Source organism: Burkholderia sp. PAMC 28687, assembly GCF_001577465.1.
Lineage (GTDB): Bacteria > Pseudomonadota > Gammaproteobacteria > Burkholderiales > Burkholderiaceae > Caballeronia.
On record NZ_CP014506.1, the window covers coordinates 806,832 to 827,945 of the forward strand.

Below are 21,114 nucleotides of genomic sequence, written 5' to 3' on the forward strand. Positions count from 1 at the left end.
ATACAAAATGTCCGGTTAAGACGCGCCTCGGTATTGTCCCAGTCAACCAAATGGAGTTTAAAAAAATGGCTGAGACAAAACTGGCGGGCGCGCCGGGTGTGGCAATCGTCGGCGCCGGCATGATGGGCGCCGTTCATTCAAGGGCGAGCCGTCTGGCCGGCGCTCGGATCAAGGGCATTGCAACGTCGAGCCCGGAGCGCGCAAAGGAGGCTGCGGCGCAACTGGGAATCGAGCGCGCCTATTCGAGTGTCGAGGAAGCCATCGCTGATCCGTCGGTCGACGTGGTTCATATCTGTACGCCCAACTCCACGCATTACCCGATTGCCATGGCGGCGCTCGCTGCCGGCAAGCACGTGGTCTGCGAAAAGCCGCTTGCCACCAGTCTCGCCGATGCAAAAACATTGGCAGATGCTGCGCACTCGGCGCAGCGTGTGGCGGCGATCCCCTTCGTTTATCGATATCACCCTATGGTTCGAGAAGCACGCGCGCTCGTGCAGGACGGCACGGTTGGCGCGCTGCAACTGATGCACGGAAGTTATCTGCAGGACTGGTTGCTCGGCCGCGACGATACCAACTGGCGCGTCGACGCCACGCTGGGTGGCCCGTCGCGCGCATTCGCCGATATCGGCTCGCATTGGTGCGACCTGGTTGAATGGGTCAGCGGCGAGCGTTTTGAATCCGTTGTCGCGACGCTCCAGACCACGATGAAGGACCGGCCGGCGGGATCGGTCACGACCTTTTCAGCGGTGACGCCAGATGCATCGGCGCCGAGAACAGTGGTGACGACCGAGGACATAGCCGGTGCGTTGTTCCGCACGAGCACAGGCGTCCTGACAACGCTGACCGTAAGCCAGGTGTCGGCAGGTCGCAAGAACCGCTTGTGGTTTGAAATCGATGGCGCCGACGCAAGCCTCGTGTTCGACCAGGAAGAACCCGAAAAATTATGGCTCGGCGAGCGCGACTCGACGCGCCTGCTCGTGCGCGATCCATCGCGCGGCAGCGCCGAGCAAAGGCGTCTCGCGACCTTGCCGGCGGGTCACGCCCAAGGCTACGCGCAATGCTTCGAAGCCTTCGTTGCCGATACATATGCGGTGATTCGCGGCGAGACCCGCGAAGGCCTGCCGACTTTCGACGATGGTTATCGTTCGGCGCAGATCATCGATGCGGTGCTGGGTTCATCGAAAGCGGGTGCGTGGAAACAAATCTAGTGGGTGTGTCATCACATAAAAATCCGCTTGCGCGGAAAAACAGGAGACGAAGCATGAACGTACAAAACTGGCTCAAATCGACAACGGGCGTTGCAGCAGCGGCATTGATGCTGGCAGCGTGGACGCCGGCGCAAGCCGCAGACATCGCGATCGTCTTGAAGACGCTCGCCAACCCGTATTGGGTCGCAATGCGCGACGGCATCCAGAAAGAGGCGAAGGCGAAGGGCGTCACGGTCGACATCCTTGCGGGCAACAGCGAAGAAGATATCCAGGGGCAGCAACGTCTGGTGGAAGACGTGCTGAACAAGAACTACAAGGCGATCGGTGTTGCGCCGATCTCGCCCGTGAGCCTGATTCAAGCCGTGAGCGCGGCGACGAAGAAAGGCATCTACGTGGTCAACATCGATGAAAAAATCGATCAGGGCCAGTTGAAAGCGGCGGGCGGTGCGGTGATCGCTTTCATTTCGAGCGACAACGTGGCGCTTGGAAATAAAGCGGGCGATTTCATTGCGCAGAAACTTGGCAGCTCGGGCGGCAAGGTCGCGATCATCGAAGGAAAGGCGGGGAACGTGTCGGGCGATGCACGCCGCGATGGCGCAAAGCAGGCCTTCGCAAAGGTGCCGTCCATCAAGCTGGTTGCAAGCCAGCCCGGTGACTGGGATCGCTCGAAAGCACTCGACGTCACGACCAACATCTTGCAACGCAACCCCGATCTGAAAGCTATCTACGCGGCGAACGACACCATGGCGCTGGGCGCGGCACAGGCTGTGAAGAATGCGGACAAGCTCGGCAAAGTCGTTGTAGTCGGCACCGATGGCGTTCCCGAAGCGCTCGACTCCGTCAAGCGCGGTGAGCTGACCGCAACGGTTGCGCAGGACTCCGCAGCGATGGGCGCAAAGGCCGTCGACCTGTTGCTCGATGCGCTGAAAAACAAGCCTGCTATCGATCCGAACAAGACGCCGGAGTTCCTGCCGATCGAGTCGCATCTGATCACGAAGTAAACCGCCTCGCGAGGATCAGATGAACGAAGTACTGGTGGCCGTACGCGGCATCACGAAGCTGTTTCCCGGTACGACAGCGCTAAGCGACGTGAGCTTCGACGTCCGCGCCGGCGAGGTGCATGTCCTGCTCGGCGAGAACGGCGCCGGGAAATCGACGCTGATGAAAATCCTGAGCGGCATCTACGAGCCGACTTCGGGCGCGATCATCGCCGGCGGCAACGAGTACGCCAGGTTGTCGCCCTCGTTGTCCGCCCAGCTCGGCATCTGCCTGATCTATCAGGAGCTGAGTGTTATCGACTACTTGAGTATTGAAGAGAACCTGTTTGTCGGGCGCATTCCGACCATCAAGCGCTTTGGTATTCCCGTGGTCGATCGCCGGAAGATGAACGCGAAGGCGCGTGAGGTGCTTGCCCGGGTCGGCCTCGCGCGTGATCCGCGAACGCTGGTGGGCGATCTGGGCATCTCGGAGAAACAGCAGGTCGAGATTGCCAAGGCGCTCGCGAGCGAAGCGCGGCTCATCATCATGGACGAGCCGACTTCGTCACTGACCGATACCGAAGTTGCGAAGCTCTTCAACGTGATCGGCGATCTGAAGCGCGATGGCGTGGGCGTGGCTTATATCTCGCACAAGTTGAAGGAGATTGCGCTGATCGGCGACCGTGTCACGGTCCTGAAAGACGGCAAGTACGTAGGCACGTACGACGCCAGATCCACTTCGACGGATCGCCTCGTCGCGCTGATGGTTGGCCGGGAGATCGTTCACGGCAGGCCGAAAGGCGAGGATGCCACGCACGGAGACATCGTATTTTCCGTCGATCATCTTTCCTCCCGCGATGGCTGGGTGCGCGATGTTTCGTTCAACGTGTATCGCGGCGAGATCTTCGGCTTTGCGGGCCTGATGGGTTCCGGGCGCAGCGAACTGATGGAAACCATCTTCGGCGTGCGGCGAAAATCGGCGGGGCGCATGACGCTGAACGGGTGCGAGATCACGATCGACTCGCCGTATCAGGCGGTCAAGCAAGGGCTTGCATTCGTGACCGAAGACCGGCGCGCGACCGGCTTCTTCCAAAATTTGAACATAGAAGAAAACATCTTCGTGGCGCCTGCCTTGCGCAGCACGCGGCGCGCGTTGTCGCTGGGTTTGATCGACCGCGCACGCCAGCGCGAATTCGGCCTGCGCTACAAGGAGCGGCTGCGCATCCGCTGTGCTTCGTCGACTCAGAACATCACCGAACTGTCGGGCGGCAATCAGCAAAAAGCGATCATCGCAAAGTGGCTTGCGGCGCAAAGCGACCTCTTTATCTTCGATGAACCCACGCGCGGTATCGACATAGGCGCGAAGGCTGAAATCTATTCGATCATGCGTGGCCTCGCGAACGAGGGGAAGGCGATCCTGATGGTTTCATCGGAGTTGCCGGAACTCATTGCGGTGTGCGATCGCATTGCGGTGTACAAGGACGGCACGGTGGCAAGCACGCTTGCGAACGCCGACGCCACGGAAGAATCGATCATGCAAGTCGCCACCTCATGAGCGACCACGAAGGAGGCAAAATGAACCCATCGAATACTTCGGGCGCGCCGTTGCCGGCCGCACCGCGCCGCGATTTCGCCACGATCTGGCAGACGTATGGCACGTTTGGCATCCTGGTCGTGTTGCTGATCCTGTGCAGCATTGCATCGCCACAATATTTCCTCACCCGCGACAACCTCGTGCAGGTCCTGTTGCAAAGCTCCGTCATGGTGTTGCTCGCGTGCGGCGTGTTCTTCACCATTCTGATTGCAGGGATCGATTTGTCGATTGGTTCCGTGCTGGCGCTGTCCGGCATGGTCATGGCCAAGCTGATGATGGCGGGTTTGCCCGTCTGGCTCGCGGTGCTGATCGGCGGCGTGGGCATGGGCGCGTTGCTCGGCGCCATCAACGGCGCCCTGGTCAATCTCACGCAGTTGCATCCGTTCATCATCACGCTGGGAACGGCGGCGATTTATCGCGGCGTGACGCTCATCGTGTCGGATTCACGTTCGGTATTCGGCTTCGACCGTTCATTCACCGATGTCGTCGCCGGGCGTGTTTTCGGCGTACCTGTACCCATCATCATTGCGGTCGTCGTGGCGGGTTTCCTGTTGTTCCTGACCAAGTTCACGAAACTCGGGCGCAACATCTACGCGCTCGGCGGCAACGCGCAAGCCGCGTTCTACTCAGGCATCAGCGTGAAGCTGCATACCATGGTGGTGTTCATCATCGCGGGGACATGCGCGGGTATCGCGGGCATTGTCACGACCGCGCGGACCGCTGCGGCCGAGCCGAATGCGGGCGTCGGGTTCGAGACCTTCGCCATTGCGTCGGCGATCATCGGCGGGACGAGCTTCTTTGGCGGGCGAGGGCAGGTGACGGGCGTGGTCATTGGCGGACTGATCATCGGCGTGATCAACAACATCCTGAACATCATGAACGTCGAGACCTATTATCAGCAGATCGTGATGGGCGCGCTGATCATTGCGGCAGTCACGGCCGACAAGCTGTTCACCCGGAAGTCCCGCTAGGTTTCCAATCAATCAGATCTGCGGTGGACGCGTGTCGACGTTGACCGCGTTTCCCGCTTCAGCCATTCCCTTCCTGGAGCATCCCGTGTCCTCGATTCAAGCCGCAGAGAAAATCCGTCTTTTCATCGCGCCCTCCCCGCGTAACGTCGAAGACATTTTCAGCCCCGCCGATCTGGAACGTCTTCATGCGCTCGGCGAAGTGTTCATCCACGCAGATGGCCCAGTGAGCGATGAAATCTTCAACCAGCACGCAGCCGATGCGCACATCATCGTCGGGCAGCTCGACATGCCGTCCGAACGTCTGACGCGTGCCGTGAATCTTCGCGCGATCGTGAATGTGGAGGGCAACTTTCTTCCGAATGTGGACTATGCGCAGTGCTTCAGACAAGGCGTGCGCGTGCTGAACGTGAGCCCGGTGTTCGCGGAACCGGTGGCGGAAGCCGCGCTTGGCATGGCAATCGATCTGGCTCGCGGGATCAGCCATGCGGACCGGCGCTTTCGCAACGGCACCGAACAATATGGACTCGATGCCAACCGGGACGCGTTTTCGCTTTATGGCGCGCCCGTGGGCTTTATTGGCATGGGCGATCTCGGGCGTGCAATCCTGCCGCTCATCGCGCCGTTTCGTGGCGTGGTGAAGGCGTTCGATCCGTGGCTGCCGCCGGCGTACCTCGAGTCGCTCGGTTGCGAGGCGGCGCCGCTTGAGACTGTCTTGCGCGAGTCGCAGGTCGTGTTCGTGGTGGCGGGCGTGACGTCGCAGAACCAGGGATTCCTCACGCGCGATGAATTTGCATCAATGAAACAAGGCGCCGCGTTCGTGCTCGTGAGCCGTGCCGGCGTGGTCGATTTCGATGCGATGCTCGACGCAGCCGCGTCAGGGCATATTCGTGTGGCGACCGATGTCTTTCCCGAAGAGCCGCTCGCGCCGGGACATCGGGCGCGTTCCATCGATACCATATTGCTCTCGCCGCATCAGGCCGGCGCGCTGAGTGCCGTGCTGCGTGAAATCGGCCGTCGTGCACTGGCGGATATCGAACTGATCGCGCGCGGTTTGCCTCCCGTGATGTGCAAGATCGCACAGCCCGAGACAGTCGGCCTGATGCGCAGCAAACCGGTGGCGAAGAGCTGAGCGATGCTGAGCCGCATATCGCACTTTGCAGGAATCTCCGATACTGGCCGCGAGTTGAAATGGACCGCTTATCGTGGGTGGAACGCGTTATCGATGCGCCAGGGCGCGGTCGAGTTGACTGTTGTGCCCGCCATTGGCGGAAGGCTGATGAGCATCCGGCATGAGGGCGTCGAGCTGGCCTACGTCAACGACGCGCTTGCCGGCCACGTGCCCGACTGGAGTGCGGAGCAATGGCGCACGCTGTGCGGCGAATGGGATTTTCCACTATGGGGTGGCGGCAAGACCTGGGTTGCGCCGGAGTCGGACTGGCCCGAACGCGCGCCACAGCGCGATCTGGACAGCGGTTCTTACGAAGTCGTGAGCACGTGGTTCGACAGCCGGTCTATGGGCGTCGAGTTGCTGAGCCCTGTATGCCGGCAAAGCGGCTTGCAGGTCCGGCGCCGCATTGTGTTGTCAGCACGCGATGGCTCATGGACAACGTTGCATGAACTCAGCAACCGCAGCGAGGTGGCGAGGCCATGTGCAATCTGGGACGTGCTGATGTTGCGGCGGCCCGGCCGGGTTGACGTTGTCATCGAAAACGCGCAGCGGGACTGGCGGAAATCGGTGACGCCGTTTCTCGCTAAAGGCCCATTGGGCGATGTCCGTGAATCCGGCTTCGTGACGGGTTCGAGCAAACACGTCACGACACGGTGCACTGAGGCGATCGAGTTCAAACTGGGCATCGATAACTCGCCGGGTGTAGCGCACGTAGTGTTCGATCTGCCGGAGGGCAGGCATACGTTGAGCAGGCGCTTCCCGGTGTTCCCCGATGCAAGGTATGCTCATGGCTCGCCGCTAGAAGTCTTCAACGCACCGCGACTGCCCTACTTCGAGATCGAATCGCACGGACCGCTGGTCGTCTTGCAGCCGCGTGAGTCGACCACTTTGAGCGTGGTCGAAGCGGTCACGGGCGGCGTTGAGGAACATCGTTAGCGTTTGCCGGTTGGACATCATTCATCTTCCTCATGCTGCTCACTCAAGTCGAATTCCGCACCTCCTGTCTTCTCTTCGACATGGATGGAACCCTGATTAATTCACATGCGCCCGTGATTCGCGCGTACACCGACTGGGCGGCGCACCACGGGCTCGACGCCGCCATGGTCCTGCGCGAATGCCAGGGGCGGCGCGTGATCGATACGGTTCGCGCACTGGCGCCGCCGGGAACGGATGTGGAAGCCGATACCGCCGCGCTGAAGCAGCGTGAACTCGACGACGTGGACGGCATTGTCGAGATACCGGGCGCACTTGCTATGCTGGCATCGCTTCCGGACGATCGCTGGGCGGTCGTGACGTCCGCCGAACGGCCGCTTGCGATACGCCGCATGCAGGCAGCAGGACTGCCGATTCCCCGCTTCCTTTTTACGTCCGACGACATTGCGCGCGGCAAGCCTGCGCCGGATGGGTTTATTGCGGGTGCGAAGGCGCTGGGAGCCGAGCCCCAGCAAGCGCTCGTGTTCGAGGATTCGGCAGCCGGGATTGCATCGGGACTCGCGGCTGCGTCGAAGGTGATCGCGTTGACTTCTACGCTTGACGTGGCGCAGATCGATGCCCTCGGGCCTTCAGGTTATCTTCACGATTTCCTTGGCGTCAAAGTGTTCGAAGACCAGGGCAAGTTGCTGTTCCGGATAGCCTGAACGGGTCATTTATCCTTGCCGCTTCCGGCATGCTGGAAGACGCCGCGCGCCATTGCCGCCGCGCGGCCAACGCCCGGAAGCAGTCCGATCATGTCCGATCGAATCATCAGGCCGACCAGCATGACGGTGAGGGTGGCTTCCCCGATCACGCGCGCAACGGCCATGCCCATGGCGCCATATAAAGGCGCGAGAAACAGCGCTGCAGCCAGGTTGGCGAGACCCGACGTGATCCCGGCTATGGCAAGCAAGCGGTCTTTCTGGCGCGGCACGAACACATAGAACGCGACGAACTCGTTGAACGCGGCGAACGGAAACATCACGGCGAGACACTGCAAGACGTGTGCGCTTGGAGTGAAGGCCTTGCCGAGAATCAACGGCATGAGGAACGGCGACAGGCTCAATGCGGCCAGCAGCGCAAGCACGCCGTACCCCATCAACAACGTCGCGCCGCGCCGACTGCTGGCGCGGGCGCCATCGGTGTCGCCTTGTGCGAGTTGCCGCGAGATGGTCGGGATAAATACCTGGGCGGCCGGACCCATCAAGCTCAACCCAATGGTCGCAAAACGTTCGGCGGCGCCGAAATACCCCACCTGATCCGGCGAAGACAGCAACGTAAGCAAATAAGTCGACGACGCCGTCAGCACCGCCGACCCCGTTGAATAAGCGAACAACATGGTGGACCCGCGCATCAGGTCCATCACGCCGCTCATCCGGAATTTCGGCAAGCCCACATGTGCAAACGTCAGACCGTACGAAATCACTGATGAAATCACGCCCGCAATCAGCAGGCTCGCGACGACCCATACCGAGTCTTGCGGTCCTCTGACTATCGATAAAATGAGAACGAGGCTGATCGCAAAGCCGATGACTTCAATGATGATCGGCGTGCGAAAGCGCTGGCGTCCCTGAAAAAGCCAGCCCAGGTTCAATGCGGACACAAGCCCGAGCATGGTAGCCAAAAGCCCCATGAGAGGCCGCTCGGAGAGCGTAGGCGAGCACAGCGTGGCGATGACACCTACGGCCAGACCGACCGCGCCGGTCAATATCCGTGCGCTCGAATGCAGAGAGAACACATCGTTATGGTGGCTGCGCTCCGGAGACTTCGCGACATCGCGCATGCCGACAAAAGTGAACCCGTAGCTTGCAAGCATCCAGATCACGTTCATGAGTGACATGGCCGCAAGCACGCGCCCATATTCCGTCACGCCAAGCACCCGCCCATAAAACGGAATGACGATGATGAGATAGAGATACCTCATCACATAACCGCCGTACACGAACACTAGGATCTTGGCGTTTTCTTTTTTATCCATACTTCTTTGTTTAAGCCCGCTAGGCAGCGTAATTTATCGCCTTGTTGCGAAGCTTAGCGTGCTGCTGCGCGACGGCGACCTAGCGGGTTGGCAATATAACGGACCGCGAAATCCGACAAGGGTGAATAAGGTACGAGGCACATGCTCGACAACACGAGCGTCCCGATTTTCTTTTTAAGGCTCCAGAAAGGGTTTGCAATAATCGAATGCAAATAACTGCGCGACTCTCTCATCATCCAGCCCCAGCGAGTTGCGAGCGGCGCCTGATACACGCGGGAGCAAAAATGCGCCTTCTCGTGAGAGAAGTCGTGAAACGATACCGGTAAATCGACTTTCAGGCGCGAGCGTGCAATGTTCTGCAAGGTCGCCCATCGCATGCTGAGCGCGCTCGATCCCTTGACCATGCTCTCTGCGTTTGCAAACGACACGCTGGGCGCACTCGTATGATGCACCCGATATCCACCGAGCGACTTGGGAATCGTTGCGACGGAACCCAGCAACACGACACCGTATATGGCGTAGAAATCGGCGCCGTAGCGGTTGATGGCTGACTCGGGCACCGGAAAAATCTGCTTCAAGGCACTGACCCGATACGCATTGCCCGATGCCGGCGGCGACGGGTACAGCCATCCGCGCTTTAGCAACGTGCCGCAATCCGCCGGCGGCTCCGAATGCGGTACGTGTACTCCCATCAGACCGCCAGCGGAGTCGATCACGTCCAGGCGGAACTGGACCTTCGCATAGTCGCCGCTCTGGAAGACGCGCATCACGTCAGACACGGCACTGGGATAGAGAAGGTCATCTGAATCCAGCAGGATCGCGTGGTCCGTATCGATGATATCCACGGCGCGATTGTAGGCCGAGACCTGGCCTCCGTTCTCCTTGAAGACCGCTGAGATACGCGATCCATATCCATCGATAAGCGCCCGCGAGCCATCGGTCGAACCGTCGTCGACGACCACCACGCGCGTGGCCGGATAGTCCTGGGCAAGCGCCGACTCGATTGCCTGCGTGAGAAAGCGCTCGTAGTTGTAGTTGCAGATGACGATCGTGACGGGTTCCATAGGGCCTCGGTGCTGGCTAGAGATTCCATGCGGCAAACGAGAAAGTCTGTCAGGCCAATTCAACAAAATCGGCCCATGTGACGTCGCAATTTCGTCAGATCTCGAGAGTGCAGGTGATTGAAGGACTGTGGTTGGAAGTCAGGATCAAGACTTGAGACGCGATTTTGCGCGATGCGCCAAGCCTTGCAACAAGCCGACCTGGGACCCGAAATTCGTGCTTGGAGCGAACGACTATGCTGCAGTGAAGCATAAACCGTCGAGAACGTCAGACGCCTTTGCCCGGCGCAAAGTCCGGAGCTATTGGCCGATTAAGCTGAGGAATTAGCAGTGGATTTTCGCGTTCGGCTTCTTATCTTTTTCTGCAATAAGCTTGTAACGAAATGGTGGTATCCGCATATGCTCAGTAATTCTTAACAACTACATTATATTGCCTTACATTTTCATTATGTATCTTGACCAATACGGGTAATTCGTGACTTACTGTGCGCCTGCCGACGGAGGATTCCGGGTATGCTTGGGAAGAAGGGGGCGCCCGGGGTAGTATTGGCGTCCTAAATAAATCCATACAAAACTCTGGAAATGCACGATGCGCGTTGATGTTGAGACATTAGTCAGAAAATCCATTAAAAAAGCGGCACGCCACAAGTTCGACAAGGATCATGAGTCGCAGGCCCGAATCATATTCAAGACGCTTGAGAAGAAAAACGGCAAGACCGACCCGGTCAACTTGAGGCTGGCTGATGCTTACGCGCAGGAGGTACTCGGCAATGCCCGTTATGCACCTTGGCTCCGCGTCTATGCCGCGTTCACTGGAACGTTCAAGGAAGGCTGGATTCCCGATAATTATTATGGGAGCGTCGTCGTACCCCGAATGAAAGGACCGTACGGAAAGATATCCAGCCTCAAGCCCTTATCCGGCATTATTTTTAGCAGCGATACTTTTCCGGATATCGCTTACTTTGTTAATGGGCTGTTCTTTACCTCTGATCATGTTGCAGTTCCTGAAGCCGAGGTCGAAGCATTTGTTTTCCGAAACACGGAAAAAATCGTATTTAAAGTCGACAGCTCTTTCCAAGGAAAGGGCGTTTTCTTTTTCGACCGGGAAACCTTCAGTGTCGGCAGCATAAAGTCGTTGGGAAATGGCGTAATTCAGCGATTCATTGTTCAGCATCAATTGTTTAATGATTTCGCATCGAATGCTGTGGCGACTTTAAGGATTAAGTGTGCGGAGTAAACGAATTTCAGAATGGCGAGTCTGACAGGCAATCCCATCCTGATTACCTGCCTGCCGATGAAATGTGCTGTTGAACTGACCGAAGCGGAGACGAAGACCTTGCAACAACTCTCGCGCAAGCATCCTCATCAAGACTTTCGAACCCGAGGGCTGGGTCTGCTGGAGCTTGGCAGCGGCCGACGGGTTCATGAGATCGCCGTCGAGCTCGATGTGAGCGACAAGTCGGTGTACAACTGGGTGCATTCCTGGAACGACAGGGGCCTGTGTGGTTTGCTGACCGGGCATAAAGGCGGGCGGCCTCGCGCGTTGTCTGATGCCTTGATCGCCACTGCCATCGAAGCGGCCCGCACCGAATCGATGACGCTCAAGCAGATCGCGCTGCGCATTGAGGAGGTGCATGGCCAGCCTTTGCCATGCCGCCTGGAAACGCTGTCGGTGGCGCTCAAGCGCGCGGGGTTTTCCTACAAACGTGGCCGCTACTCGCTCAAAAAAAGCGCGACGAACTGGAGTTCGCCGTGAAAGCAGGCACGCTCTCAAAGTTGCAGCAGGCCGCTCGTGATGGGGCGTGCCGCCTGGTCTACTTTGACCAATCAGGGTTCTGCGCTTCACCGCCGGTGCAACGCGGCTGGTCGCCCATCGGCGAGCCACACCGTGTTGTTCCTCGGCCGCATTGCAGACGCTCGGTCCTCGGCGCATTTGATTTCGGCGCCAACCTTCTGAAGCATGAAGTCAGCAAGGCGACCATCAAACGCCCCGCCGTCGTTGAGTTTCTTGACCAGATCGCGAAGGACGGCTCGCCCGGTCTGATGACGGTGGTCGTCCTCGACAACGCCTCGATTCATCACAACATCGAGCAGGAAACGATCGACCGGTGGTTTCTCGAGCATCGCATGGTGCTCTTCCATCTGCCGCCCTACAGTCCCGAGCTGAACCTGATCGAAATCGTTTGGAAGCATGCAAAGTATCACTGGCGACGTTTCGTTACCTGGACCAAGGAAACCATCGATGCTGAGATCGGCAAACTGCTCGCCGCCTACGGCTCAGAATTTGAAATCCGTTTCGCCTGAACACTTACATCAGTCGTAGATGATGCCGGGCTGATTTCCATTCGTGCATGCTTTTTACGCCTTGGCCGGGTTGCAGATACTCACATTCAACCGGACAGCGAGATTTGCGTGCCCGTGGATCTGGCTGACGGCAAACTGTACGCGCAAGGTTACCTGGCGAACTGGATGGCGCTCGATGAGCATCCGGATTCCAGAATCAAGTTCGATGGCCTGAGCGTACCGGCCTTTTCGAAGTGCGTCAGCACCGTGCTTGAACTTCACAAGAAAATTCCCTTTGCCCGATGCGTCGGATGGGATTTGACCGTCGATATGAACGGCAATGTTCAGGTCATGGAATGGAACGCCGAACATAACGACGTCAAGTTCAGCGAGGCCACGCAAGGTCCCTGTTTCTCCGACTTGCGATGGGAGCGGTTGAAACCCTCTCGGAAGAGCTGAATCAAAGCACACGCTTTCAGGCTTCATCTTCCCTGTTGATCTTCGCGCTCCGCGCGGCGAAGATCATTGTTTAATTAGTTAGGATTGCTACCGTCGTGGGCAATTGGCCCGTTCTCCGGGCTCGCCTGCGAGGAGTGCAGGCAGATTACTCGCCCGCATCATCCTCTCCCAACCCTCTTCAACACGCCGCCCGCAGTTATTCATTCGCGCGTCCGTTCAAAAAAAAATTTAAGCAGGCGCTAAACATTCGGATGTCATTGCCGTTAATGCGGTTGAAGATGCGCGCGGATTATCGTCGTCATCCCGGCTGACCGCCCATGCAATTTATCAGCAGGCGAGCTCGTCGGTACCCCATCGAAGCCAAGCTGTGTCTGGCTCGTAATTCGTCATACAAAAACTTTTCGTCGACCACTCCGACGTTGGAGAAACTCGTCATGCTCAGTCGCCGTTCATTTTTGAGTCGTATTTGCGCCTTCGGCGGCAGCTATGCGCTCGCCGGTTGCGGAGGCGGCGGTGGCAGCTCGGACTCCTCAGCGGCCTCTAAAGGCGTAAGTGTTGCCGCAGCGCCCACCGGGAGTAGCGCGGTCACCGTTACACAGCCTCCGGCTGTTGCCGCCGCGCCCGCAGCCGCCAGCGGCGCTGCATCGGAAGTCGCCGTGCCGGAATCCGCAGCGTCGGAGCCGGTCGAAGTTCCTGATGATTCGGCGGTCAAAGCTGCATCGGGCATGTTCTATGGCATGAACGGGCACTACGACTACCTGTACACGCCGTCGCAAACTGTCGCGATCCTGCAAGCCCTGGGATGCACGTCGTATCGACTGACTTGCTTCGACACGAAGTCGCTGAACGCACTTGTGAATATGGCGAAGGCGTTTGTCGGCACTGGCATCAGCCTGTTTGTCTGTATCGATGAAAGCCTGACCGATGCATCCGGCGTGGTCTGGACCAGCGAGGCCGCCGCGTACAACCAGGGTTTTCAATCCGGATCGACCATTGCCGCCGCGCTCATGCCGTATGGCGTCACCATGTACGAATGCGGCAATGAACTGACACGCCGCTCACAGACCGTTATTGATTCATCGTCGGCGGGCAACAGGGTCACGGATTTCAATAACACGAACTGGCCGGCAATGCGCGGCGTGATGCGCGGCATGATGGATGGCGTCAGGTCGGTGCAACCGGGCGCGAAGTGCGGCATCAACTTTTGCGTGGCGGATATCGGCGCGTCCGATGCACTCTGGGACGGCACGCAGCCCGATGGCACCACGGGTCACCCGCAACTGCGCTGGGATATCACGACGTGGCACAACTACGAGGTCTACGGGGATATCTTCAACATCGGCGTGAACGGTGGGGGCCCGAATTTCGATCTTCCTGCGTACTGCAAGAAGCGCTACGGCGTGCCGTTCATGATCACGGAGTGGAACGCCAATCCCGAGGACAGCCAGGCATTTCGCGCGTCGTACATTACCGAGCGGCTGACCCGCTTCTACGCGGCGCGCAAGACGGACAACATCGAGTCGGTGATGTACTACGTCCTGGACAGTGGCAATACGTCGTGGGGCATCTTGATTGACGGCCGGATCGTCGACCCTGAGTACAGCGCCATGCGCAATTTCATCCTGGCGAATCCGGACACTTGATAGGGGCTTGCAAACACGCTTCCCATGTGACTGCGGATCGGTGCAGGAAGCTGCCCGTTATCATGGCGCCACCGCCACTCGGTTACGTCGTCCATGCGCATCGCTCCCTTACCCCCACTCCAATGCCTGATCGCGTTCGAAGCGGCCGTGCGGCACGCCAGTTTCACCAAGGCTGCCGCCGAGCTGCATCTGACACAAAGCGCGATAAGCCGGCAGATCGCGCAGCTTGAAGAGTTTCTGGGCCGCTCGCTCTTCGTGCGCGAGCACCGAGCCCTGCGCCTCACCATCGCGGGCGACCGGTACGCGAAGCACGTGCAGTGGCTGCTTGCGAATTGCTCTGAAGCAACGCTGGATGTGATGAAACGCTACGGCGATCAGGAACTGACGATCGCGTGTTCGTCGGGCGTTGCCGTGCTGTGGCTTACGCCGCGGCTCGGCGAATTCCGTGCGGCGCATCCGAACGTGCGCATCAGGATGATCGTGCGTGACGGGCTTGCGTCCCTGTCGCCGGCCGAGTTCGATGTCGGGCTGTACTACGTCCGACAACGCGCCGAGCCGCATTTCACCGCGCGCCGCATCTTCGACGAAGACGTCTACCCGGTTTGCTCGCCAAGCTACCTTGCCGGCCGCCTGCTGCAGCCCGCCGATCTCACGTGCGAAACACTGCTGATGCAGGAAGACGGTCAGCGCCAGTGGATGTCGTGGCCCGAGTGGTTCCGTCTCAATGAGGTCGCCATGCCGGACTCGCCGCAGTCTGTGATGGTGAACCACTATCCGCAACTCGTGCAGATGGCAATCCTCGGTCAGGGCGTCGTGCTCGCATGGCGTCATATGATCGACGCGTGCCTCAAGGAAGGACTGCTGGTGCGCGCTACGCATTCATCGGCGAGTCATGGCGGCGGGTATTACGTGCTGTCGCCGAACGACCGCTCGCAGAACCAGGCAGCGCGTCTCTTTACGCGCTGGCTATTCGATCAAGCGGAACAACAGGTTGCATCGGCGAAGCTCGCCTGACTGCACTCGAGCGTATGCATTGCACGCATGCGCTACACGCATGCGTGCATGCGAATCTTTCGTTTCGAAAACAAATCCGGTCTCTTTACGATTCGCTGTGTAAGCGAAAGCGCCGCTCAATTTCCGAGGTGGCGCATTGTGAACAGCGTCGGCCGTCAGGCCGTCTGATGAGGAAGAGACTATGCAGGGAACGCTTTCATCCAACGTCGCACTATCTGTCGACACGCTTGCGCGACAACGGCGCTGCGCAATCGTCGCCACCGTATTGGGCAACGGGCTCGAGTGGTTCGACTTCACGGTCTACAGCTTTTTCGCGGTGATCATCGCCAAGCTGTTTTTTCCGACTGGCAGCGAACTGACCTCGTTGCTGTTGGCGGTGGCGACGTTTGGCGTCGGCTTTTTCATGCGGCCGGTGGGCGGTATCGTGATCGGCGTCTATTCCGACAAGGTCGGCCGCAAGGCGGCGTTGTCATTGACCATCCTGCTGATGGCGGGCGGCACCGCACTGATCGGCCTCGCACCCACCTATGACCAGATCGGCTTGTGGGCACCAGCGCTGATTGTCATTGCGCGCTTGTTGCAGGGATTCTCGGCTGGCGGCGAAATGGGCAGCGCCACCGCGTTTCTGACCGAATACGCGCCGCCGGACAAGCGGGCGTTCTACTCGAGCTGGATCCAGTCGAGCATCGGCTTTGCGGTGCTGCTGGGCGCCGCAACAGGAACGTTCGTCACGGCGAACCTGAGCACCGAGGCGTTGCATTCGTGGGGCTGGAGAGTGCCGTTCCTCCTCGGCATCCTGATCGGGCCGGTGGGCTACTTCATTCGCAGCAAGATGGATGAAACGCCCGCGTTCGTTGCAGTCGCAGAAGAGGCGAAGGACGACTCGCCGCTCACCGAAGTATTTCGCAATTATCCCCGTGAGACGTTTGCGAGCTTTTCGATGGTGGTGCTCTGGACCGTCTGCACCTACGTGCTCCTGTTCTACATGCCGACCTATTCGGTGCGCACGCTGCATCTTCCGCAATCCACCGGCTTTCTCGCGGGCATGTTCGGCGGACTGATGATCATGTGTCTGTCGCCGGTCGTAGGCGCACTGGCTGACCGCTTCGGGCGACGCCGTTTTCTGTCGGGCGCTGCAGCGCTGATCCTCGTTCTCGCATGGCCGATGTTCGCGTATATCAATCGCGCGCCGGGCCTGGCGTCGTTGCTGGTTTTTCAGGGTGTCTTCGGCGTATTGATCGCCACCTACACGGGTCCGATTCTCGCCGCCTTCGCCGAACTGTTTCCGACCAAGGTGCTGTCGACGGGGTTGTCGGTGGCGTACAACTTCGCGGTCACCATCTTCGGCGGATTCGCGCCGTTCTTCATCACGTGGCTGATTGCATCGACCGGCAGCAACATGGCGCCGGCCATCTATGTGATCGTTGCCGCGGCAATCAGTCTGATTGGCACGCGCTTCGTGCGCGACCCGCAACGGATCTCGCGCTGATACAGCCGCGGTTTGCGGGCAAATCATTCAACGAGTCAGGAAAACAGCAATGAGCATTACGGTAATCAGCGGCGGCAACGTACTCGACCTGTCGCAAGGCATATTGCTGGAACATCAGTACGTGGTGATCGAGAACGGCCACGTTGTCGAAGTGACCGATCGCCCGGTGAACCTGAACGACGCTCGTACTATCGATGCACGCGGCAAGACGGTCATGCCGGGGTTGATCGATTGTCATGTGCACGTGCTGGCATCGCGCGCGAATCTGGGCGTCAACGCGGCGCAGCCGAACATACTTACGGCCATACGCGCATTGCCCATCCTCAAGGCGATGCTCGCGCGAGGCTTCACCAGCGTACGCGATGCCGGAGGCGCGGACTGGGGCCTGACGCAGGCGCTGGAGGGGGGGCTGATTCCGGGGCCGCGCATTTTCTCCTCGGGCAAGGCGCTGTCGCAAACGGGCGGCCATGGCGACTTCCGTGCACGCGGAGACATGCTTGAGCCGTGCTCGTGCTGTTTCCGCGCAGGCGCGATAGCGCGGGTCGTTGATGGCGTCGATGCGGTGCGGCTTGCCGTGCGCGAAGAGATCCAGAAGGGCGCGACGCAAATCAAGATCATGGCTTCCGGCGGCGTTGCTTCGCCGACTGATCCTATCGGCAATACGCAATACTCCGAGGATGAGATTCGCGCGATCGTCGCCGAAGCGCACGCAGCCAACACCTATGTAATGGCTCATGCCTACACGGGCCGCGCCATTTCTCGGGCTATCCGCTGCGGCGTACGTACGATCGAGCACGGCAACCTGGTCGACGAAGCGGCGGCGAAGCTGATGCGCGAGAACGGCGCGTTCGTCGTGCCCACGCTGGTCACCTACGATGCACTCGCCCAACATGGCGCGGACTACGGCCTCGGGGCCGATTCCATCGCGAAGATTGAAACTGTACGGCGCGCGGGCCGCGACTCGATTGCCATTTATGCGAACGCGGGGGTTCCCATGGGTTTTGGCTCGGACTTGCTCGGCGAGATGCACACGTTTCAGAGCGACGAATTGCGGATTCGCGCGGACTTACTGGGCAATCTGGAAGCGCTGCGTTCGGCAACGACGATCGCGGCGGACATTGTCGAGTTGACGGGAAAGCTGGGTGTGGTCAAGGCGGGCGCGATCGCAGACATACTCGTTGTGGACGGCAATCCACTTGCCGATATCGGCGTGCTCACCGGGCAAGGCGAGCGGATCGATTATGTGTTCCAGCGCGGCGAGATTGTCAGTGAACACGGGCGGGTTACGCAGCGCTGAGGTTGCTGCTTTCGTTCATGGTCAGTGTGCTTGCCCGGACGCATGCAGTCGATACATCTCGAGAGTCAGCGCTTGTTCATCGTGCGAGAGCTGGGTCGCCGCACTTCGGCGGCACCCTCCCGCGGATTCGATGACCCTATCGGCGCTCCGCGCGAAAAGTGCCGCGGGCGTTCGTCGACTTTGTTACGGAAGAGATCAGGAAGGCTTAACCGGGTTTTTTCTTTGCCTTCACGCCCGACACATTGAGGGCAATCGCCTCGCCAACAAGCGCCTTGAATGCAACCGAATCGATTTCCTCACCCTCGTGGATATCGATTGCGCGCCTTGTGTTTCCATCCAGGCTCGAGTTGAAAAGTTTCGCGGGGTCCTTCAGCGAAGCCCCTTTCGCAAAGGTCAGCTTCACCACTGACTTATACGACTCGCCAGTGCAAATGATTCCGTCGTGCGACCAGACGGGCGTGCCCATCCACTTCCATTGCTCGACGACCTCCGGGTCCGCGTCCCTGACCAGCTTGCGCATCCTGCTCAAAGTTTTGCCGCGCCAGCCGCCAAGCTCTGCGATTTTTTTATCGATGAGTTCAGGCGCCAGCGCATCATCTACCGCACTCGTTTTCTTCATCTTCTCCTCCTGAAACGTTCATGCTTCAAATGCCGAATTGCCTTTCGTACTCGGTCTTCAGACGCGGCCAATCGAACTTCATGGCCTCACCGCCGACAATGCGCCCGACCGGATCGCCAGCCACGAACTGCGCCAGCACATCGAGGCAGATATGCCAACCGGCCGCGCCCATCGATATGAAATTGCGGTCGATGTTGTGCCAGAGCGTAAGACGGGTTCCGTCGCCGAGCGGCTCGAGTTGCCACCGAAGGTCGTTGTCGCCCCAGCGGTATTCAAGCAACCTGGGCGCCTCGGCGCGCGTCACTTCAGTCTCCGAGATGACCGGCGTGGGCATTCCGACTGTCGAGAGCTTGACCGGGCCGACAGACGCGAGGCTCCGGTCGGCATCGAAGGGCGCCCATTCACGCAGGCTGACCGGGTCGGTCAACGCGGTCCAGACTTTCTCGGGCGCATGGCGCAGTTCGCGCACCAGAACGAGCGTCCACTTCTCCCCATCCTTCTGGATTTCGGCGCCCGCAGCGGGTCCCGGCCTGTATTCGTCGCGTTTGCTCATCGTTTTCTCTCCTTTTTGCCCGGCGCAGTTTCAGTTTGGTCGATGCGGTCGAGATGGGATTCGAGCGCATCGAGGTGGCCCGACCAGAAGCGCCGGAAGGGTTCGAGCCACGCGTCGATCTCCGCGAGCGGTTCCGGCCTGATCCGGTACACGCGCCGCTGTGCGTCCACGCGTGCCTCGACGAATCCGGCTTCCCGAAGCACTCGAAGGTGCTTCGAGACCGAGGGTTGCGAGAGCTTCAGCTTCTCCTCGATATCCCCCACGGTCTGCTCGGACGATGCCAGCAGACTCAGGATTGCGCGGCGGCTTGGCTCGGCGATAACGGCGAAGGTCGATTCCATGGTGTTTATATACCTGATGGGGAATATACGTGTCAAGCAGGGACGGCACGGCCTGGTCAGACCATGCACTCGCAGTGGGCATCGTGTCGATTTATGAGACGACAGGCACAATACGCGGCGATGCTGCCGCAGCCCCTTCCAGGCCTTCATGACCCAAACGACCTCTGATCCCTCTGTTCCCGCCGCGCTTGTACCGAATTCGCCGCGTTTCTTGCTGTTTGTGATCTGCCTGTTTGCATCGGCCGGACAGCTTGCAATCGATATCTACGTGCCCGCGCTGCCCGCAATGGCGACGTTTTTCGCAACGTCGCCCCAGGCGATCCAGTCGAGCGTGTCCGGCTACATGGTGGCCTACGCGCTCGGCCAGCTCGTCTTCGGTCCCGTAGCCGACGCTTACGGCCGCAAGCCCGTCCTGGCGTTCGGGCTGGTGATCTTCACGATAGGCTGCCTGCTGTCGCTCGCCGCGCCGAATCTCGAGACCTTTCTTCTCGCTCGATGCCTGCAGGGTTTCGGCATCGCCACGACCAATCTTCTTGCGAAGGCGATCATCACCGATTCGTTTTCGGGCCAGGCGCTGTTGCACGCGTTCACCTACATGTCGATTGCGTGGGGACTCGCGCCGATCGTGGCGCCAGTGATTGGCGCCCACTTGCAGACGTGGTTCGGCTGGAAGTCGTGCCTCGTGTTCCTGCTCATCTACTCGCTCGTGATGTGGACATTGTGGTGGCGGTATCGTGAAACGTTGCGGCGTCCGGTGCATCTGGAGCCGCGCACCCTGCTCACCAACGCGGGCAAGGTGCTGGCAAGCCCGGTGTTTCAAAGCTGCTTTCTCGCGCAAGGCTTGTGTTACAGCATCCTGCTTGTATTCAACATCGTCGGGCCGTTCATGGTGCAGAACACGCTGCACAAGCCGCCGACGTATTTCGGCTATCTGGCGCTGGGTATCGGGATGATGTATTTCCTCGGCGGCTTGTCGAACCGCATTCACGGCGCGCGTCTGCCGAGCGCGGAACAACGGCTGCTGCTGGGCGCGCGGGTGATGGCCGGGACATCGATTGCGATGCTCCTGCTCGCGCTGACCGTCGGCCTGCGCGTGTGGACGCTCGCGACGCCCGTGCTCGTGATGGGATTCTGCGCAGGCGCGATGTATCCGACCTTGATGGCAAAGGGCAACTCGCTGTTTCCGCATATCGCGGGGCTGACGAGCGCGATTCTTGGCTGTGCGCTGCTGCTGGTTTCATCGGCGACGATGGGGCTTGTCGGCTTCCTTTCCGTGCAGATCCTTGCACCGCTCGCGGTGTTTTTCGTGATCCTCGCGTTCGGTGTTGTCGCGATGGTGACGAAACTGTTGCGGCACCTGGCGCAACTTCCGCCTGTCGCGGCGTCGGCAGTTCGTTCATAACCGCTCGATACGTTCCAATGCCTCGACAGCCGAATCCGTCGCCGCTCAAACCGCGTAGGGCACCCAGCCAGCCTCGCTCGGCGCG

Annotated in this window: 20 protein-coding genes and 1 pseudogene; 16 read left to right on the forward strand and 5 right to left on the reverse strand. The window is 59.6% G+C overall.

All coding sequences use genetic code 11. The annotated features are described in order from the left end of the window. Positions 1-65 precede the first annotated feature (65 nt). From AX768_RS19045 to AX768_RS19075, 7 genes are all read left to right on the forward strand, one after another. Entirely contained in the window at positions 66-1,208 is a 1,143-nt protein-coding gene (locus AX768_RS19045; protein WP_062001641.1) for a Gfo/Idh/MocA family protein, read from the forward strand. Between the two features lie 53 nt (positions 1,209-1,261). Beyond that, positions 1,262-2,209, forward strand: a complete 948-nt coding sequence (gene alsB, locus AX768_RS19050; RefSeq protein WP_062001642.1) for a D-allose transporter substrate-binding protein — start codon at positions 1,262-1,264, stop codon at positions 2,207-2,209. Between the two features lie 19 nt (positions 2,210-2,228). Continuing rightward, complete coding sequence (locus AX768_RS19055) at positions 2,229-3,740, forward strand: sugar ABC transporter ATP-binding protein (RefSeq protein ID WP_062001643.1); 1,512 nt, start codon at positions 2,229-2,231, stop codon at positions 3,738-3,740. A 20-nt stretch (positions 3,741-3,760) separates the two neighbouring features. Beyond that, positions 3,761-4,750, forward strand: a complete 990-nt coding sequence (gene alsC, locus AX768_RS19060; RefSeq protein WP_062002336.1) for a D-allose ABC transporter permease — start codon at positions 3,761-3,763, stop codon at positions 4,748-4,750. A gap of 85 nt (positions 4,751-4,835) precedes the next feature. Beyond that, entirely contained in the window at positions 4,836-5,879 is a 1,044-nt protein-coding gene (locus AX768_RS19065; RefSeq protein ID WP_231941530.1) for a hydroxyacid dehydrogenase, read from the forward strand. 3 nt (positions 5,880-5,882) lie between these two features. Then, complete coding sequence (locus AX768_RS19070) at positions 5,883-6,854, forward strand: hypothetical protein (protein ID WP_155524283.1); 972 nt, start codon at positions 5,883-5,885, stop codon at positions 6,852-6,854. A gap of 32 nt (positions 6,855-6,886) precedes the next feature. Next, a complete protein-coding gene (locus tag AX768_RS19075) occupies positions 6,887-7,555 on the forward strand; it encodes an HAD-IA family hydrolase (protein ID WP_082778936.1) in 669 nt (222 codons plus the stop codon). A gap of 5 nt (positions 7,556-7,560) precedes the next feature. On the opposite strand, the gene AX768_RS19080 is transcribed toward AX768_RS19075, so the two are convergent. Continuing rightward, positions 7,561-8,868 carry a lipopolysaccharide biosynthesis protein gene (locus tag AX768_RS19080; RefSeq protein ID WP_062001645.1) on the reverse strand — a complete coding sequence of 436 codons (1,308 nt, stop codon included), beginning with the start codon at positions 8,866-8,868 and terminating at the stop codon, positions 7,561-7,563. A gap of 53 nt (positions 8,869-8,921) precedes the next feature. Further along, complete coding sequence (locus AX768_RS19085) at positions 8,922-9,932, reverse strand: glycosyltransferase family 2 protein (protein ID WP_062001646.1); 1,011 nt, start codon at positions 9,930-9,932, stop codon at positions 8,922-8,924. 586 nt (positions 9,933-10,518) lie between these two features. On the opposite strand from AX768_RS19085, the gene AX768_RS19090 reads away from it, so the two are divergent. The 8 genes and pseudogenes from AX768_RS19090 (at position 10,519) to AX768_RS19125 (ending at position 18,114) form a co-directional block, all read left to right on the forward strand. Further along, positions 10,519-11,166, forward strand: a complete 648-nt coding sequence (locus tag AX768_RS19090; protein ID WP_062001647.1) for a hypothetical protein — start codon at positions 10,519-10,521, stop codon at positions 11,164-11,166. Between the two features lie 12 nt (positions 11,167-11,178). After that, on the forward strand, positions 11,179-11,685 hold the full coding sequence (locus tag AX768_RS19095) for a helix-turn-helix domain-containing protein (RefSeq protein WP_231941265.1): 507 nt from the start codon (positions 11,179-11,181) through the stop codon (positions 11,683-11,685). Further along, a complete protein-coding gene (locus tag AX768_RS19100) occupies positions 11,682-12,233 on the forward strand; it encodes an IS630 family transposase (RefSeq protein ID WP_197672636.1) in 552 nt (183 codons plus the stop codon). The genes AX768_RS19095 and AX768_RS19100 overlap by 4 nt, the downstream gene beginning before the upstream one ends. A gap of 3 nt (positions 12,234-12,236) precedes the next feature. Continuing rightward, positions 12,237-12,671, forward strand: a pseudogene (locus AX768_RS19105) (sugar-transfer associated ATP-grasp domain-containing protein); the annotation flags it as partial. A 434-nt stretch (positions 12,672-13,105) separates the two neighbouring features. After that, on the forward strand, positions 13,106-14,314 hold the full coding sequence (locus tag AX768_RS19110; protein WP_062001649.1) for a hypothetical protein: 1,209 nt from the start codon (positions 13,106-13,108) through the stop codon (positions 14,312-14,314). Between the two features lie 93 nt (positions 14,315-14,407). Then, positions 14,408-15,328: a LysR substrate-binding domain-containing protein gene (locus tag AX768_RS19115; RefSeq protein WP_062001650.1), complete on the forward strand. Its 921-nt coding sequence runs from the start codon at positions 14,408-14,410 to the stop codon at positions 15,326-15,328. A 181-nt stretch (positions 15,329-15,509) separates the two neighbouring features. After that, complete coding sequence (locus tag AX768_RS19120) at positions 15,510-16,817, forward strand: MFS transporter (RefSeq protein ID WP_062001651.1); 1,308 nt, start codon at positions 15,510-15,512, stop codon at positions 16,815-16,817. 49 nt (positions 16,818-16,866) lie between these two features. Further along, positions 16,867-18,114 carry a metal-dependent hydrolase family protein gene (locus AX768_RS19125; protein WP_062001652.1) on the forward strand — a complete coding sequence of 416 codons (1,248 nt, stop codon included), beginning with the start codon at positions 16,867-16,869 and terminating at the stop codon, positions 18,112-18,114. Positions 18,115-18,319: 205 nt separating this feature from the next. Here AX768_RS19125 and AX768_RS19130 read toward each other — a convergent pair whose 3' ends face one another. Genes AX768_RS19130 through AX768_RS19140 form a run of 3 tightly spaced genes read right to left on the reverse strand, consistent with a single transcriptional unit; the run spans position 18,320 to position 19,627 of the window. After that, on the reverse strand, positions 18,320-18,733 hold the full coding sequence (locus tag AX768_RS19130; protein ID WP_062001653.1) for a DUF1801 domain-containing protein: 414 nt from the start codon (positions 18,731-18,733) through the stop codon (positions 18,320-18,322). A 25-nt stretch (positions 18,734-18,758) separates the two neighbouring features. Further along, on the reverse strand, positions 18,759-19,286 hold the full coding sequence (locus tag AX768_RS19135) for an SRPBCC family protein (protein ID WP_062001654.1): 528 nt from the start codon (positions 19,284-19,286) through the stop codon (positions 18,759-18,761). Next, positions 19,283-19,627 carry an ArsR/SmtB family transcription factor gene (locus AX768_RS19140; protein ID WP_062001655.1) on the reverse strand — a complete coding sequence of 115 codons (345 nt, stop codon included), beginning with the start codon at positions 19,625-19,627 and terminating at the stop codon, positions 19,283-19,285. Before AX768_RS19140 ends, AX768_RS19135 begins: the two co-directional genes overlap by 4 nt. A 148-nt stretch (positions 19,628-19,775) precedes the next feature. Between AX768_RS19140 and AX768_RS19145 the strand changes: the two genes are divergently transcribed. Beyond that, positions 19,776-21,029, forward strand: a complete 1,254-nt coding sequence (locus AX768_RS19145; protein ID WP_062001656.1) for a multidrug effflux MFS transporter — start codon at positions 19,776-19,778, stop codon at positions 21,027-21,029. Positions 21,030-21,114 lie beyond the last annotated feature (85 nt).